General features: G+C 57.8%; 18 protein-coding genes. 11 read left to right on the top strand and 7 right to left on the bottom strand.

Annotated features, from left to right (window positions below; all coding sequences use genetic code 11):
* The first annotated feature begins 294 nt into the window (after nucleotides 1-294).
* Both EAH78_RS27875 and EAH78_RS27870 read left to right on the top strand, forming a co-directional pair.
* Entirely contained in the window at nucleotides 295-1,188 is an 894-nt protein-coding gene (locus EAH78_RS27875; protein ID WP_140671074.1) for a sensor histidine kinase, read from the top strand.
* Entirely contained in the window at nucleotides 1,185-1,844 is a 660-nt protein-coding gene (locus EAH78_RS27870) for a response regulator transcription factor (RefSeq protein ID WP_140670967.1), read from the top strand. Before EAH78_RS27875 ends, EAH78_RS27870 begins: the two co-directional genes overlap by 4 nt.
* On the opposite strand, the gene yegS is transcribed toward EAH78_RS27870, so the two are convergent.
* The gene (yegS, locus tag EAH78_RS27865) at nucleotides 1,841-2,746 is read right to left on the bottom strand and encodes a lipid kinase YegS (RefSeq protein ID WP_140670965.1); all 906 of its coding nucleotides are present in this window, start codon (nucleotides 2,744-2,746) and stop codon (nucleotides 1,841-1,843) included. The two genes, EAH78_RS27870 and yegS, sit on opposite strands and share 4 nt — an antisense overlap.
* A gap of 322 nt (nucleotides 2,747-3,068) precedes the next feature.
* Between yegS and EAH78_RS27860 the strand changes: the two genes are divergently transcribed.
* Complete coding sequence (locus EAH78_RS27860) at nucleotides 3,069-3,377, top strand: hypothetical protein (RefSeq protein WP_140670963.1); 309 nt, start codon at nucleotides 3,069-3,071, stop codon at nucleotides 3,375-3,377.
* A gap of 63 nt (nucleotides 3,378-3,440) precedes the next feature.
* Here the strand turns inward: EAH78_RS27860 and EAH78_RS27855 are convergent, their stop codons facing one another.
* Both EAH78_RS27855 and moaB read right to left on the bottom strand, forming a co-directional pair.
* Complete coding sequence (locus EAH78_RS27855; protein ID WP_170219181.1) at nucleotides 3,441-4,628, bottom strand: molybdopterin molybdotransferase MoeA; 1,188 nt, start codon at nucleotides 4,626-4,628, stop codon at nucleotides 3,441-3,443.
* 22 nt (nucleotides 4,629-4,650) lie between these two features.
* The gene (gene moaB / locus EAH78_RS27850; protein ID WP_140670959.1) at nucleotides 4,651-5,190 is read right to left on the bottom strand and encodes a molybdenum cofactor biosynthesis protein B; all 540 of its coding nucleotides are present in this window, start codon (nucleotides 5,188-5,190) and stop codon (nucleotides 4,651-4,653) included.
* Between the two features lie 80 nt (nucleotides 5,191-5,270).
* Between moaB and mobA the strand changes: the two genes are divergently transcribed.
* Nucleotides 5,271-5,870: a molybdenum cofactor guanylyltransferase MobA gene (gene mobA, locus EAH78_RS27845; protein WP_140670957.1), complete on the top strand. Its 600-nt coding sequence runs from the start codon at nucleotides 5,271-5,273 to the stop codon at nucleotides 5,868-5,870.
* Between the two features lie 79 nt (nucleotides 5,871-5,949).
* The gene (locus EAH78_RS27840; RefSeq protein ID WP_140670955.1) at nucleotides 5,950-6,171 is read left to right on the top strand and encodes a YgdI/YgdR family lipoprotein; all 222 of its coding nucleotides are present in this window, start codon (nucleotides 5,950-5,952) and stop codon (nucleotides 6,169-6,171) included.
* Nucleotides 6,172-6,238: 67 nt separating this feature from the next.
* Here EAH78_RS27840 and EAH78_RS27835 read toward each other — a convergent pair whose 3' ends face one another.
* From EAH78_RS27835 to EAH78_RS27825, 3 genes are all read right to left on the bottom strand, one after another.
* Complete coding sequence (locus EAH78_RS27835; protein ID WP_140670953.1) at nucleotides 6,239-7,129, bottom strand: pseudouridine synthase; 891 nt, start codon at nucleotides 7,127-7,129, stop codon at nucleotides 6,239-6,241.
* A 71-nt stretch (nucleotides 7,130-7,200) separates the two neighbouring features.
* Nucleotides 7,201-7,518, bottom strand: a complete 318-nt coding sequence (locus EAH78_RS27830; RefSeq protein WP_140670951.1) for a transcriptional regulator — start codon at nucleotides 7,516-7,518, stop codon at nucleotides 7,201-7,203.
* 170 nt (nucleotides 7,519-7,688) lie between these two features.
* Nucleotides 7,689-7,925 (bottom strand): glutaredoxin family protein, encoded by a 237-nt coding sequence (locus EAH78_RS27825; protein ID WP_140670949.1) that lies wholly within the window; start codon nucleotides 7,923-7,925, stop codon nucleotides 7,689-7,691.
* A 210-nt stretch (nucleotides 7,926-8,135) separates the two neighbouring features.
* Here EAH78_RS27825 and EAH78_RS27820 point away from each other — a divergent pair, with 210 nt between their 5' ends.
* Nucleotides 8,136-9,848, top strand: a complete 1,713-nt coding sequence (locus EAH78_RS27820) for a cation:proton antiporter (RefSeq protein WP_140670947.1) — start codon at nucleotides 8,136-8,138, stop codon at nucleotides 9,846-9,848.
* 1 nt (nucleotide 9,849) lies between these two features.
* Here the strand turns inward: EAH78_RS27820 and EAH78_RS27815 are convergent, their stop codons facing one another.
* Nucleotides 9,850-11,058, bottom strand: coding sequence for an ammonium transporter (locus EAH78_RS27815; protein ID WP_140670945.1), 1,209 nt, complete (start codon nucleotides 11,056-11,058; stop codon nucleotides 9,850-9,852).
* A gap of 305 nt (nucleotides 11,059-11,363) precedes the next feature.
* Here EAH78_RS27815 and EAH78_RS27810 point away from each other — a divergent pair, with 305 nt between their 5' ends.
* The 5 genes from EAH78_RS27810 to EAH78_RS27790 all read left to right on the top strand — a co-directional run bounded on the left by EAH78_RS27810 (nucleotide 11,364) and on the right by EAH78_RS27790 (nucleotide 15,060).
* Nucleotides 11,364-11,678, top strand: a complete 315-nt coding sequence (locus tag EAH78_RS27810; protein ID WP_140670943.1) for a DUF883 family protein — start codon at nucleotides 11,364-11,366, stop codon at nucleotides 11,676-11,678.
* A gap of 1 nt (nucleotide 11,679) precedes the next feature.
* The gene (locus tag EAH78_RS27805; RefSeq protein ID WP_123432617.1) at nucleotides 11,680-12,069 is read left to right on the top strand and encodes a phage holin family protein; all 390 of its coding nucleotides are present in this window, start codon (nucleotides 11,680-11,682) and stop codon (nucleotides 12,067-12,069) included.
* Nucleotides 12,066-12,407, top strand: a complete 342-nt coding sequence (locus tag EAH78_RS27800; RefSeq protein ID WP_123432618.1) for a hypothetical protein — start codon at nucleotides 12,066-12,068, stop codon at nucleotides 12,405-12,407. The genes EAH78_RS27805 and EAH78_RS27800 overlap by 4 nt, the downstream gene beginning before the upstream one ends.
* 125 nt (nucleotides 12,408-12,532) lie before the next feature.
* Entirely contained in the window at nucleotides 12,533-13,696 is a 1,164-nt protein-coding gene (locus EAH78_RS27795) for an EAL domain-containing protein (RefSeq protein WP_140670941.1), read from the top strand.
* 35 nt (nucleotides 13,697-13,731) lie between these two features.
* Complete coding sequence (locus EAH78_RS27790; RefSeq protein ID WP_140670939.1) at nucleotides 13,732-15,060, top strand: deoxyguanosinetriphosphate triphosphohydrolase; 1,329 nt, start codon at nucleotides 13,732-13,734, stop codon at nucleotides 15,058-15,060.
* Nucleotides 15,061-15,208 lie beyond the last annotated feature (148 nt).

The following is a 15,208-nucleotide window of genomic DNA, read 5'->3' as shown; positions in this document are numbered from 1 at the left end:
TCCCCCTTCATAAAACTTTTCCATAGTGGAACTATCGTCCACTGCGTTATTTCCTGACGCTATGGACATATATACCAAACGCGACCAACGGTATCTTAAGTGGTATTATGCCGACCATTAGTTGACGCCAATTAATGGCAAAGTGACTTCAGCTGTGAACAGGCCGATAAGGGCTGTAGTTCCAACACTGGAGCGCACTCTGTTCAAGACGAGTCACTACAGATTTTCAAACAGAGACCCGTCAGCCACTATGGCCGGTCTACCCGCAGCGAACATTCATTGGCTCCATCCGCTATGTACGCCAGCCTCAAGTCAGTCACCTCATGGCCACCTTCCCAGAAAAACGCTCGACGGCTCACGCTATTGCTGTGCACCTGCTCGGCACTTGGCAGCTTGTTGGTCTTCGGCCTCTCCACGCCTCTTGGGCTGGGCTTGCTGGTGCTTGATATCGCGGTATGGGCCTGCGTCTGGATGCAACCTCCCGTCTCGGGCACGTCGATAAAATTTGAACCGCAAGAGCTGGCGGACCGCCTGTTGGAAGTACAGGAAAATGAACGCCATCGCCTGAGTAGAGAATTGCACGACGATATTGGCCAGTTGCTGACCGCTGCAAAACTGCAAAGTGAATGGCTCAAGCGCCGGATGCCTGATGAAATGCAGGGCCAGTGCTCGGTGCTCTGCGACACTCTGGAAGAAACCCTCACCAAGGTTCGTGACGTCTCAGCCATCCTCAACCCCAGGCAATTGGCGAGCCTCGGGCTGGAAGCCAGCCTGCGTGCGCATCTGCTCAAGACCCTGGCCAACACCGCGGTGCACTGGAGCCTGGAATGCCATCAACGGTTGACCGGCATACCGGAAGAAATGGCGGTGGCAGCCTTTCGAATCACCCAGGAAGCAGTGACCAATATTTTGCGTCACGCTGAAGCGAAAAATCTTCTGGTGCGACTGCAACGCATGCCCCAAGGCCTGACACTATTGATCAGCGACGACGGCCAGGGTTTCGCACCCGCGGTTGATCCCGGTCGAGAGGGGCAGCGTGGGATGGCCGGGATGCGAGAACGGATCGATCAGTTGGGCGGGACCCTGGCCGTGACCAGCGAGCCCGGCAAAGGCACTCAAATCGAAGCACTCTTCCCCTGGGCGCCCCGTGCGCTCGAACGGGCCAGTACGAATAAGGTTTTGCATTGACTTGTAATTTACTTCTGGTGGACGACCACTCGCTGATCAGGGCAGGCGTACGCGCCCTGGTGCTGGATATCCCCGGCTATGCGGTAGTTGGCGAGGCCAATGACGGCTCGCAGCTGCTCGAAATGGTCGAGAAACTGTCCCCTGACATTGTTCTGCTGGACATCTCCATGAAGGAGACCAGCGGTCTTGAAGCCTTGCAGCGTCTCAAGCGGGTACGCCCGCAAAGCAAGGTGCTGATCCTGTCGATGCACACCGACCCCGCGCTCATCATGCAAGCACTAGAGTCCGGCGCTCATGGCTATTTACTAAAGGACACCACGGCCACCGAGCTGGAACATGCGCTGGATGCCCTGCGCAACAACGAACGCTACCTCAGCCCCGCCATCGCCCACACGGTCATCAATCAGGCGCTGATCCGGAACCAGAAACAGCAGTCGGAAACGCACGAATCACATAACCTGACGGCCCGGCAGCTGGAAATTCTGCGACTGATTGTTCGCGGAAAATCCACCCGGGAAATCGCCAATGGCCTGGGCCTCAGTATCAAGACCGTTGAAACCCACCGCTCGCAGATCATGAAGCGCCTGCAGATCTACGATGTCGCCGGCCTTGTCCTGTTTGCCGTACGCGAGCAAATCATCAGCCTGGACGATTAGCTGACTGCCGATGTACTCAAAAGCGGTGAGTTTTCCGGCAAATGCACGCGCAATGCCGCGGCACGCGCCGTAAAACGCAAGTTGTCGCCCTCCAGAGGTTCGCCATCAAGGTTGATGTGCAGACCTTCCGAGACCTTGATCTCGACCCAGGGCAAACGAGCGCGCACAAACATGTTGTCGATGCCAAAGCCATCGGCCAGCAGGTTTTTCAAGGTACCGACCACTTCCTGCGGCGCCGGTAAAATACTGATATCCAGCAGACCATCGTCAGCCAGCGCCTGCGGACATAGCACATGCCCACCTCCCGCCTGCCGACCATTGCCGATACCGAGCGCCAATAGCTCGCCGCGCCAATGAAAGTCCGGCCCCTGCAATTCGCCATAAGCCGCATGCAACTCGCTGAAGCGTGATAAGCCGGTAAACAGATACGCCGCGCCACCGAGGACTTTTTTGAGGTCTTCCGACGTATTGGCCGTGACCTGACTGCCGAAACCGCCCGTGGCCATGTTCAGAAAGACCTGCCCCCCGACTTCGCCCAGATCGATAGCGTGTGGCGCGGTCTCCAGTAGATCCAGTGCCAGCGCTGGCGCTAGCGGTATGCCAGCAGCGCGAGCAAAATCATTGGCGGTACCTAATGGCATCAAGACCAGGCTGGCCTGATTCGGGTGTGCCGCCAGGGCCTCGGCAATATCGCGCAACGTGCCATCGCCGCCACCGGCAATCAGTTGCGTGTAGCCGGCGCCCAACGCCTCTTCCACCCACCGCTGCGCGTCCCCCGCCTCCCAAGTCAGTCGGACCGCCAGCTCCCACCCCTGCTTGCGCTTGCCTTCGACGGCCGCGCGGACCTCCTCGTTGAGTGCCTGCTTGCCATGCAGAATCAACAGCGCCTTGCGTTCACTCATTGTTGTAGCTCCTGATTCGAATTCATTCAGGAAATGTTGACCTCACCGCCCCCTATAAAGGTCGCATGGCGTTGAGATTTTTCGAGGCGCGCAGGTTTGCGGTCCTACAGGTCGGGATATTTTCTTACGATATATGAGGAATCGGCTCAATTGACCCATCAGGGCGATTGGTACACCTTGATGTCGGCAGTTATCAGTCATCAAAAACAACTACACAGGGATGTGCAAGCAATGAGTAGACACTCATCAAGGGCCACAAAAGGCGCAAGCAATACGAGCTTCGGCAATTCACAGAGCTTTGATGCAAGGAGCGTCTTTCTCCATGCAAACTCATGACATCAAGTTGCCGATCAACCCGGTGAAGCCGTTCTCGGAAAATCGCGCCAATCCTCAGGCTGAATTCAATAACAACGCAAAACCTGCTGCAGGAGTTGACATGGAACCTCGCGTCATTGAACTGGAAACTCATCTGAAATACATCCGAAGAGACATGGATGAAGTGCGCAATGACGTCAAATCCATCAAGCACAGGCTTGCCTATTCGGCAGGCGGGGCAGCGGTCGTCCTCGGCCTGTTGGGTTGGGTTGCCAACAGCCGCTTCGATCAGGTCGTGACACTTCTGGTTCGTTAAGCGTTGGTCATGCACGCAAGTCCCGACAACTTTATCGGGCTTGCGGCAATGGGCACTACGGGATCAGTTCAGGACTTCGCTCAGAGGAATGAACATTACATATTCGCCCTCGATCAACGTGCGATCTTCCAACACCTCAACCAGGCCATCAGCCCAGGCGGCACTGCGAAGTACGCCGGAGCTCTGATTCTTGTAAATGATCGCCCGACCATTCTCCAGGCGTCCACGCAAGTATTCCCGTCGATTGCCCGCCTTTGGCCAGACAAACCCGGCCGGCACCTGGAACTTCAGCGGCTCAACCTCTTTTACACCCTGACGGCGCAAAAGATAGGGCTTTGCCAACAACGCAAAAGTGACCAGTGTCGACGCCGGGTTGCCGGGCAAACCAATTACGGGCACCCCGCGAAAATGCCCGAAGGTCAGCGGCTTGCCAGGTTTGATGGCGAGTTTCCACAGCGTCAACTCGCCCGCCTCACGCAAGGCCATGCCCAGGAAATCGGCTTCGCCTACCGACACCCCGCCCGTAGAGAGGATCAGATCAACATCCTTCAACTCGCCCAGACGGGCACGAGTGGTCAGCAAATCATCAGGAAGAATACCGGCATCAATGACTTCACAACCCAGGCGTTGCAACCAACTGCACAGCAACACGCGATTGCTGTTGTAGATTTGTCCCGGGCCCAAGGCCTGGCCCGGCTCAACCAATTCATCTCCGGTCGAGAGAACCGCAACACGGACCTTGCGAACAACATCGAGCTCAGCGCATCCCAGTGATGCCGCCAAGCCCTGTTCGATTGATCCAAGGCGCGTACCGGCCGGCAAAACAAGCTCGCCAACCGTTGTTTCCTGACCTTGAGGCCGGATGTTTTGACCTGGGGTCATGGGCTCGATGAAACGTACCCGATCATCCGCCTGAACCTCGGCATTTTCCTGCATTTCGACACAGTCAGCGCCTGCTGGCACCGGTGCACCGGTAAAGATTCGGGCGCAGGTACCGGGTTGCAGCGGTTCGGGCGCCTGACCTGCAAATATCTTCTGACTGACCACTAACGGTTCACCCGTCCAGTCAGCGACCCGCAGGGCGTAGCCGTCCATGGCACTGTTTGGCCAAGGTGGCAGATCAAGGGATGAAACCAGGTCATCGGCGAGCACGCGCCCCTGAACGTGTGCCACTGGCAAACGCTCACGCTCGCGGATGGGCGAAGCCTCTGCCATTTCCAGCAAGCGCGCCAGCGCCACCTCGACCGGCATCAGACTGCCGGTTTTACCTGGCTTACCCACGGGATTCACAGGGTGCCGCCTGCTTCAAATGAGCCACGAAATTGCAGGGACGATGCCGCGAATCCAGCTGTTCGGCGAGAATGCCATCCCAGCCAGTGCGCACGGCATTGGTTGAACCGGGCAAGCAGCAGACCAGCGTACCGTTGGCCAAACCGGCCAGCGCCCGGGACTGGACGGTCGAGGTACCAATGTCGGCAACGGAAATCTGCCGGAACAGCTCACCAAAACCATCGACCTGTTTGTCCAACAGGCAACTTACCGCCTCTGGTGTGCTGTCGCGCCCGGTGAACCCGGTACCACCAGTGATCAGAACCACCTGCACTACCTCATCGGCAATCCAGTTGGCGACTTGCGCGCGGATTTTGTAGAGATCATCTTTAAGCAACACCCGAACGGCCAGGTTGTGGCCGGCGGCACTCAAGCGATCGACGAACATCTGGCCTGACGTATCGGTTTCCAGGGTTCGGGTATCACTGACTGTCAGCACCGCGATGTTCAGCGGCGCGAAAGGTACATCAGCCTTGGCTTTCATAGGCTCGTCCAGTTGTAGGAAAAACAGCTCGGTGTTATATCACAGCGCTTCACTTTTTCAGCGCCCCATGGAGACCTGCCATGACCCCGAAACCAACATTGCCACCCTGCTCCATTCTGCTCCTGGCAGGTGGCCGCGGCCAACGCATGGGCGGTCAGGACAAAGGTTTGCTGGAATGGCACGGCAAGCCGTTGATCGCGCACCTGCATCACAAGACCCGCGACCTGAGCGATGACTTGATCATCTCGTGCAACAGGAACCTGGACACCTACGCGCCTTACGCTGATCAGTTGGTTCATGACGACGAAGGCGATTTCCCCGGTCCCCTCGCAGGGATTCGCGCCGGCCTCAAGGCTGCCCGTCATCCTTATTTGCTGGTGTTGCCGTGCGATGTGCCCCGCATCAACGCCGAGCTGCTGCACCGCATGCGCGAAACCGCCAGCCAGCATCCGGACAAACCGCTGATGCTGCGCCAGGGCGCACATTGGGAACCGTTGCTGTGCGTCATCCCTGTCGCACTCTGCGCCGCGTTCGACACGGCATGGAGTGAAGGTGAACGCAGCCCTGGACGCATCATGCGCAAACTGGAGGCAACCGCCCTGCAATGCGCAGACAACGACCCTCGACTGGCCAACCTCAACACCCCGCAATTGTTAAGCGCTCACACCGTGTCAGAATGACACTAGCCAAGGAACTTGCGTGCGTTGTATACGTCTACAAGCTCAGTAACCAAAAGAATTTTTATTCGGAGATACACTCATGACCCATCGGACCCTCGCCACTCTCATGCTCGCAGCAGGCATCGCGACCTTGGCGGGCTGCGCATCGCCGACAGTGATTACCTTGAATGACGGCCGCGAAATCCAGGCAGTCGACGCGCCAAAGTACGATGAAAAATCGGGCTTCTACGAATTCGAACAGCTGGATGGCAAGGAAACCCGCATCAACAAGGATCAGGTTCGTACCGTTAAAGAGTTGTAATCTTTACTGCACCTGACAGATAAGACGAAGCCCGCTTGATGCGGGCTTTTTCGTGGCCGGGATTTTTTCACCACTGCAAGGTGATAGTGCTTTCAAACGCTCTTTCCTGGCCTGTAACCGGATCCACAAACCGCAATCCCTGCGCGAGCAGTTTCAGCGGATTGGCGTAGTCATCTTCAACGTCCTTGAGCACCTGCGGGTAAAACGGATCGTTACAGATACTGGCGCCCAGCGCAGTCATGTGCACCCGCAATTGATGTTTCTTGCCCGTCACCGGGTAAAGCGCATACCGCCAGAGATCCCCGTTCTTTTCCCGAACCTCGACTGCGGTCTCGGTATTGCTGATACCCGGACCTTCCTGCATGCGGAAAAACGGCTCGCCATCAACGAGCCGGCTTTTATGCACCAAGGGAAAGGTCAGATCAGGCAATGCAGGGGCGATTGCCTCGTAGTACTTTTCAATCTGCCGTGTCGGAAACAACGACTGATAGGCTGAACGGCTCTGCGGGTTGGCGGAAAACAGCACAAGCCCCGCGGTATGCCGGTCAATGCGATGCAACGGCACCAGGTGTGGGTTATCCAGTCGACGGATCAATCTTCTCAGCAACGTTTGTTCAACGTACTCGCCTGCGGGAGTCACCGGCAGAAAATGCGGTTTGTCAGCGACCACCAGATGCTCGTCGGCATAGAGGATCGACTCGACCGCCGGGATCGGTTTTTCGTCCGCAACCTCACGAAAATAATGAATCCGCAGCCCTTCCTTGTACGGCAAATCCAGCGCGATCGGCATACCATGCCCGTCGAGCACTCGTCCGCGAGCCACCCTGTCCAGCCATTGTTCACGACCGATAGCACTGAAATGTTCGCACAGGCAATCGATAACGGTCAGCCACGAACCCGGCGGCAAGTAGAGTGTGCTGGCCTGGTTGTGTGCGGCGGAAAAAGATGAAGTGGACATACGAAAGCTCTGACCCTCAATACAGGGCAGCATTATCCAACAGTGGCCGGGGTGAACCTAGCAGAGAATCCTCACGCCGGGATCTGCGTGCGCGCTGCTGCATCGGTGAACTCCTTGAGCCAGCGCAACACATCGACGGCTGCCCAGCGAGCCGGGTCGTAAAGTGCATACAACAACCCCTGATAGCCCACGACATCCAGCTGCCGGTGGTAACCCGCACGCTGGAACAGCGCTTCGATCTCGGCAAAGCAGGTGTTGAAGTGCAGTTTGTTAAAGGGTGTTTTTCCTTCCGTTACCAGACCGTCCAGACGCAATTCTATGACAGCCTCGCGCACAACATCGACCGACATCCGGTTCACGCTGTTTTTCAATTGTTCGACATTGACCACGGTTAATCCCTCTCACGCCTGGAACTGCCTGCCCAACCCCGGAAACCCGGGACGGCAAGGCAGCACTACGAATAACTGTATACGCATACAGTATCCGAAGAACATCGGTGAAGCCAAGGGAATCAATCGCAAAGATCGACAGACGGGTCCATCTACAGCACAAAAACCGCTTAACTCAAGAACGCCACCACCTCGTCGGCACTGAATGGCCAACTTAGTTCAGCGCCGGTATCAACTCGTCGCAAGACCGGAATGCGCAGACTGTAGGCTGCGAACCAGGTTTCATTGTCAGCAATATCGACCAGTTCGACCATCAGACCGTGTTCAACCAAAGGCATCAGCTCTAATTCGGCCACTTCACAGAGATGGCACCCAAGGGTGCCGAACAGCTGACATTCAGGAGGCATGAGCGCTCAACCAAAAAAAAAACCAGATGACTATTCTAGGCCTGCCCCGAAAAACCGTCGAGCCGTCGAATTTTCTGCCCTGCGGCATGAATCGCAATGGTGGCGGAATAACCCTGACGCAAATCAGGCGTCGTTTGTGCCATTTAAGCAATGCTCACGTTTTTTTTGCTTCTACGCTTGAGTAGCCAGCGTCTGTCAGCGGAGCTTTACGTGTTTGCCAATCTCTTGATTATTCTCGTCTCCTCTCTAGTGGTCATAGCGTTGTTCCAGCGCCTGCGATTGCCCCCGGTCCTGGGCTACCTGTGCGTGGGGCTGATGATTGGCCCGACCGCCTTCAACTGGGTGAATGAGAGCGAAGGGTTGCCACACCTTGCCGAGTTGGGCGTGGTGTTCCTGCTGTTCTCTCTCGGCCTTGAGTTTTCCCTGACGAAAATGATCGCACTGCGTCATGTGGTGTTCGGTCTGGGCAGTTTGCAAGTGCTGGCTTGCGGACTGTTACTGGGTGTTCTGTTGATGTTGTTCGGGATGCCGGTCACCTCTGCGCTGTTGCTGGGCGCGGGGCTGGCGCTGTCGTCTACCGCCATTGTCAGCAAGGAGTTGACCAGCCTTGGCGAGATTTTCAGCAGTCATGGCCAAAACGCCATCGCCGTCTTGCTGTTCCAGGACGTGGTGGCCGTCTTGCTGCTGACCCTGGTGCCGGTGTTCGCCGGCAACGGTGATCAGGCCTGGTATTGGGCGCTGCCTCTGACACTGATCAAAACCGTGGTGTTGTTCGGCGGCTTGCTATTGGCCAGCCGCTGGTTGTTGCCAAGACTGTTCCATGAAATCGCCTCCGCCCGTTCCCCTGAACTGTTCGTCCTGCTGGCGCTGGTGATTGTCCTGCTGACGGCCTGGCTGACTCACTTGCTGGGTCTTTCCCCGGCCCTGGGCGCGTTTCTCGCCGGCATGCTGCTGGGCGAAAGTCATTACCGGCATCAGGTCGAGGCCGATATCCGCCCGTTTCGAGACATTCTGCTCGGGTTGTTTTTCGTCACCATCGGCATGCTGATCGACTTGAATCTGTTCGCCAGCCACACGCTGCTGATCCTTGGCCTGACCCTGGGATTGCTACTGATCAAGGGCACCGTGGTGGCGTTGCTGGTCAAATGGCGAGGCAGCGATGGCGAAACCGCCTGGCGCAGTGGCCTGGCACTGGCCCAGGGAGGTGAGTTCTGCTTTGCGCTGATGGCGCAGATGCAGCAAAGCGACCTGATGCCCGCGCAACTCGGCGGCCTTTTGCTGGCCGCGACGTTCTGTTCGATGCTGGTCACGCCACTGATGCTGCGCGCGGCCCCGTCTATCGCAAAGCGCCTGCATCGTAAATCCAACAAGGAGGCACAACTTGAAGAGATCAGCGCGCTGAACGCGGATCTGGACAAGCATGTAGTCATTTGTGGTTACGGGCGCGTCGGCCAGTCCATCGGGCGCTGCCTGAGTCATCAGCAACAACCTTACATTGCGCTGGACCACGATCCGGTCCGGGTCGAGGAGGCGGCCGTCAGCGAAAGCTGCGTGCACTATGGAGACTCGCGTCGAGGTGAATTACTGCTTGCCGTCGGACTGGCGCGCGCCAAGTTGCTGGTGATCGCCGTGGACCAGCCTGACGTCGCGCTGGAGATCCTCAAGGAGGCTCGCCGGATCAGTGCCAAAGTTCCGATTCTGGTTCGTACCCGCGACGATAGCCAAATGGCCGAACTGAAAGAAGCCGGCGCCAACGAAGTCGTACCCGAGTTGCTGGAGTCCAGCCTGATGCTCGCCTCCCATGCACTGATCATGCTGGGACTGCCCGCCCATCAGGTACAGGAGCGGGCCGATCAGATCCGGCATGATCGCTACCGGATGCTCCATGACTTTTATCCCGGAGCCGAAGATGCAGAAAAGTGATTCAGTCCTGACTGACGGCGCCGATCTTGTGCACCGACAAGTCCGCGCCGTAATACTCCTCTTCCTGGCTCAAGCGCAGCCCATGAAACGCCTTGATCGTTCCATAGACTGCAAAGCCACCGGCCAGCGCCACGACCACACCCAGCGAGGTGCCGATCAACTGGCTGATCAGACTTACACCGCCCAAACCGCCCAACGCAGTCTGGCCAAAAATGCCGCACGCAATTCCGCCCCACACTCCGCACAGACCGTGCAGAGGCCACACTCCCAGCACATCGTCGATATGCCATTTGCCCTGCGCAGCGGTAAAGCACCAGACAAACAGTGCCCCGGCGATGGCGCCGGTCACCAACGCGCCCACCGGGTGCATCAAGTCAGAGCCGGCGCAAATGGCCACAAGCCCAGCCAAGGGGCCGTTGTGCAGAAAGCCTGGGTCGTTGCGCCCGACGATCAGCGCCGCCACGGTGCCGCCGACCATGGCCATCAGCGAGTTCACCGCCACCAGCCCGCTCACGCCTTGCAGGGTCTGCGCGCTCATGACGTTGAAGCCAAACCAGCCGACGATCAGAATCCACGAGCCCAAGGCAAGGAAGGGAATGCTCGAGGGAGCAAACGCCACCAGGCGGCCGTCGCGATAACGGCCTTGTCGTGGCCCGAGCAACAACACCGCCGCGAGTGCCAGCCAGCCCCCCATGGCATGCACCACCACGGAACCGGCAAAGTCATGGAAGCTGGCACCGAATCGCGCAAGCAACCAGGCCTGCAAACCATAATTGCCGTTCCAGATCATCCCTTCGAAAAAGGGATAGATGAACGCCACAATCAGCGCAGTCGCGCACAGCTGGGGGACGAATCGGGCGCGCTCGGCAATACCGCCGGAAATGATTGCCGGGATAGCCGCTGCGAAAGTCAGCAGGAAAAAGAATTTCACCAGTCCATAACCATGGTCGGCGTTGATCACCGCCGCCGGTTGCAGGAACGTCACCCCGTAGGAAATCCAATAGCCTATAAAGAAGTAGGCCAGGGTCGAAATGGCGAAGTCGCTGAGAATCTTCGACAAGGCGTTGACCTGGTTCTTTTGCCGAACCGTGCCAACCTCAAGAAAGGCGAAACCGGCGTGCATGGCCAACACCATGACCGCGCCAATAAGGATGAACAATGTATTGGAGCTGTGGACCAGACTGTCCACAGCGCTTTGCAGATTTTCCATGGGTTGGCAGACCTTAAGACTAAAAAAGCACCAAAGCAGTTCACGCAGACCATCGACGCACCAAGTTGCAGCTTATGCGGATCGAATCACCGATCCCCATGAACCGCTTTGGCGCATCAGAGCGAAATCGTCGCGCGAGTTTTTATTGTTTGAGTCGAGGTTTTCCTGAAATCATGCCCGGCAACAGCGCATCGGCGCCGGCAAACGCACCACGACACAGCAAAAGTTGTACCAGTCATTTGTACTGAACCTTCGCGCAAGGCTCATACTCGAACCCATCAGAAGCCACTTACGGAGATCCACCCATGGCCAGCATCAAGGCAAAGACTGCTCAAGAAATCCTGATGAACGATTTTCAGACGCTTGTGAGCGACACCGAACGGTTGCTGGAGCACACCGCGACGCTGGCCGGAGATCAGGCGGACGAACTGCGCAACCAGATCCACGACAGTCTGTTGCGTGCCCGGGAAACCCTGAAGCTGACCGAAGACTCGTTGCGCGAACGCGGTCAGGCCGCCGTCACCGCGACCGAAGATTACGTGCAGGCCAACCCATGGCAATCGGTCGGGATCGCCGCCGGGGTAGGCTTCCTCATTGGCCTGCTGGCTTCTCGGCGCTGATATGTCTATCGGCGAATCCAGCTCGTCCGCGACGGGCACAAGCGCTTCATCGCGGCGCCTGGGTGCCGCTTTTCTTGGACTGCTGCACAGCCATGTCGAACTGTTCGGCATCGAGTTGCAGGAACAAAAAGCACGCACCGTAAGCTTGCTGCTGTTTGCAGGCCTGGCGCTGGTCTTTGCATTGCTGCTGCTGGTGGGGTTGTCGACCCTGGTGTTGATTGTGTTTTGGGACACCTATCGCTTGGCCGCCATCATCGGGCTCTGCGTGTTCTATACCCTTGCCGCGATCTTCTGTGGATTGCGTTTGAAAGCAGCGGTTTTTGATGAGTCCTCGCCCTTCCATGGCACCTTGGAAGAATTGGCCAACGACCGGGAGCGCCTGCTGCCATGAGCCTTCCTCAACTGCCCAACAACAGCTCGCGCGCGGAAATGCGCAAGGCGCTGATTCGCCTGCGCATGGAAATGCATCGCCAGGAAATCCGCCTCGAGTCCCGGGAACTGCTGCAGCCCTTGCAGCGGATTCGCGGAATGAAGCAAGACCTGCAGGACGGTTTTGGCATCAAGCACGCCCCGCTCTGGGGCGTGGCGGCCGTCACCTTGCTCGGCTTTCTGACCGGCAAGAGTACGCGCAACGGCGGCGCCAGCAGCCTGACTCGCCTGGTTCGTCTGGGCACCAGCCTGGGGCCCTTGATCAAGCTGGTCCTGCAAAGCAACTCACGCAAAGACTAAATAGCCATCATCTGGCTGCATTCTTGCAATACCACCGGGATGAACCTCTCTATCGAGGGGTTCAATCCTGTGTGCCTATCCGGTGACCAGGCATCCAAAAACAAGACCTTAACCAAGGAGGCTTCGTGATCGACGGGCAACCGCTCGCCTGCTTTCAACCCTTCATCGATACCGCCACCGGCCGTATCGCGGGTGTCGAGGCATTGGGTCGACTGCAACAGGCCGCCGGTCAACTGGCCTCTGTGGGGCCGTTGTTCGCCGACCCAAGGACACCGGCCATCGCGTTGCGGCGTCTTGATCGCCAGATCCGCGACAACGCCCTGAGTCGTTTGCATGAAGCACCCTCGGACTGGTTTCTCAGCCTGAACATTTCCCCACGCTGGATCAATCGCCTGCGACCCGATCAAGAGTTGCCAAGCCTCAAACAGCTGCGCAAGCACAATGTTGACCCGCAACGCATCGTGTTCGAAATCACCGAACTGGGCGGCGACATTCAGCGCCTGGCTGACGTCGTGGCTCGCTACCGAGAAGCAGGCGCGCGAATTGCCATTGATGATTTCGGCGCCGGTTATTCTCAACTCGATCGTGTACTGGCCCTGCAACCGGACATCCTCAAGCTCGACATGCGCTTGTTCCAGGCAGCTGCGTTGGGTGGTCCGAGCAGCGATGTGGTGAAGGCGCTGGCCCAGATGGCCGAGAAAACCGGTTGCTGGATCATTGCCGAAGGCGTGGAAACTGAAGCTCAACTGAGTTTTGCCCTGGAGTGCGGCTCGCGGTACGTGCAGGGTTTTCTGTTTGCCAGGGCACAAGCCGACTTCTTCGCCGCTGACGCTTTTGTCGAGCGCTTCGCGCAACTGCGCCATCGCTATGTTCAACAAAAACTGGCTGAGCGTGGGCGGCTGATGATCATGCGCCAGCAACTCAGCGAGCTAATGACCCTGTTGCAGACATGGGCCCAAGCCCACGCACCGCTCAGCGCCCTGCCCCAACTGGACGCATTCCCCTGGCTGTTGCGTTTCTATCAATGCGACCGCCACGGCACGCAACTGACGCCCAACCTTGAATGGCGAAACAACGCCTGGGAGTCGGACGACCGCTACCTGGGTCACAACTGGTCGTGGCGCCCGTACTTCTATCACTTGCTGGCAGAGGGTTGGGACGAGCGTCGGCTCACGCTGTCCAGCACTTATCGCGATGCCACCAGCAATCAATACTGCCTCACCGCCGGGCAATTTTTCGACAATGGTGAGCGACTGCTGCTCATCGACATCGACGCCGCCGGGCTCTAGGCTAAGGCATCAGTCACCTGACGGAGAGACCAGCCTTGGATTGGCAAACCCTGCTTACCCGCGAACGCCTCGGAAAACCTCTGCACAGCCCGGAAGAACTCGGCCGCAGTCCTTTCCATAAAGACCATGACCGCATTATTTTCTCAGGTGCCTTTCGCCGACTGGGACGCAAGACCCAAGTCCATCCGGTCACCAGCAACGATCACATTCACACGCGCCTGACCCACTCGCTGGAAGTCAGTTGCGTCGGGCGCTCGTTGGGCATGCGCGTGGGTGAAACCATCCGCAGCGCGTTGCCGGAATGGTGCGAACCGAGTGACCTGGGGATGGTGGTGCAGTCGGCTTGCCTGGCCCACGACATCGGTAATCCTCCCTTCGGTCACTCCGGCGAAGACGCTATCCGTCACTGGTTCCAGCAGGCCGCAGGCCGTGGCTGGCTGGATGACATGAGCGAAGTCGAACGTAATGACTTCCTGAATTTCGAAGGCAATGCCCAAGGCTTTCGGGTGCTCACTCAATTGGAGTACCACCAGTTCGATGGTGGCACGCGGTTGACGTACGCCACGCTGGGTACGTACCTGAAGTATCCCTGGACGGCGAAGCACGCTGACTCGCTGGGCTACAAGAAGCACAAGTTCGGCTGTTATCAGAGCGAGCTGCCGTTGCTGGAACAGATCGCTCATAAACTCGGCCTGCCACAACTGGAGGAGCAGCGCTGGGCACGTCATCCATTGGTGTACCTGATGGAAGCCGCCGATGACATCTGCTACGCGCTGATCGACCTGGAAGACGGTCTGGAAATGGAGTTGCTGGAGTACACCGAAGTCGAGTCGTTACTGCTCAATCTGGTGGGCGACGATCTTCCGGAAACCTTTCGCCAACTGGGCCCACTGGATTCGCGCCGACGCAAATTGGCCATCCTGCGCGGCAAAGCCATCGAACACCTGACCAATGCCGCGGCTCGGGCCTTCGTCGAACAGCAGGATGCCCTGCTGGCCGGTACACTGCCCGGCGATTTGGTGGAGCACATGCATGGCCCTGCCAAGCGCTGTGTCTTGAACGCCAAAGACATGGCCAGAAAAAAAATCTTCCAGGACAAGCGCAAGACACTGCATGAAATCGGCGCCTACACCACGCTGGAGATTCTACTGAACGCTTTCTGCGGCGCGGCACTGGAACAACACAATGGTCGGACGCCGTCGTTCAAAAGTCGCCGCATCCTGGACTTGTTGGGCAACAATGCACCCGATCCTCACGGGCCTTTGCACACTTCATTCCTGCGCATGATCGACTTTATCGCCGGCATGACTGACAGCTACGCCAGTGAAATGGCCGTGGAAATGACCGGTGGCTCTAGTCGCTGATACCCCTCGCCTCGACCCGCTGCTCTGAGAGCGGGTCTGGAGCTGAAATGACCAGGCAATACTTCCAAGTAGTTTGACACCCGGCGAACCGGACGAACTTAAAAAAACCACCGACCAACAAGATCTACCGTTACCGCGCCACTTGATA

Source organism: Pseudomonas arsenicoxydans, assembly GCF_006438915.1.
Taxonomy (GTDB): domain Bacteria; phylum Pseudomonadota; class Gammaproteobacteria; order Pseudomonadales; family Pseudomonadaceae; genus Aquipseudomonas; species Aquipseudomonas arsenicoxydans_A.
The sequence above is the reverse complement of the archived record's forward strand: the minus strand, read 5'-3'. Positions and strand labels throughout refer to the sequence as shown.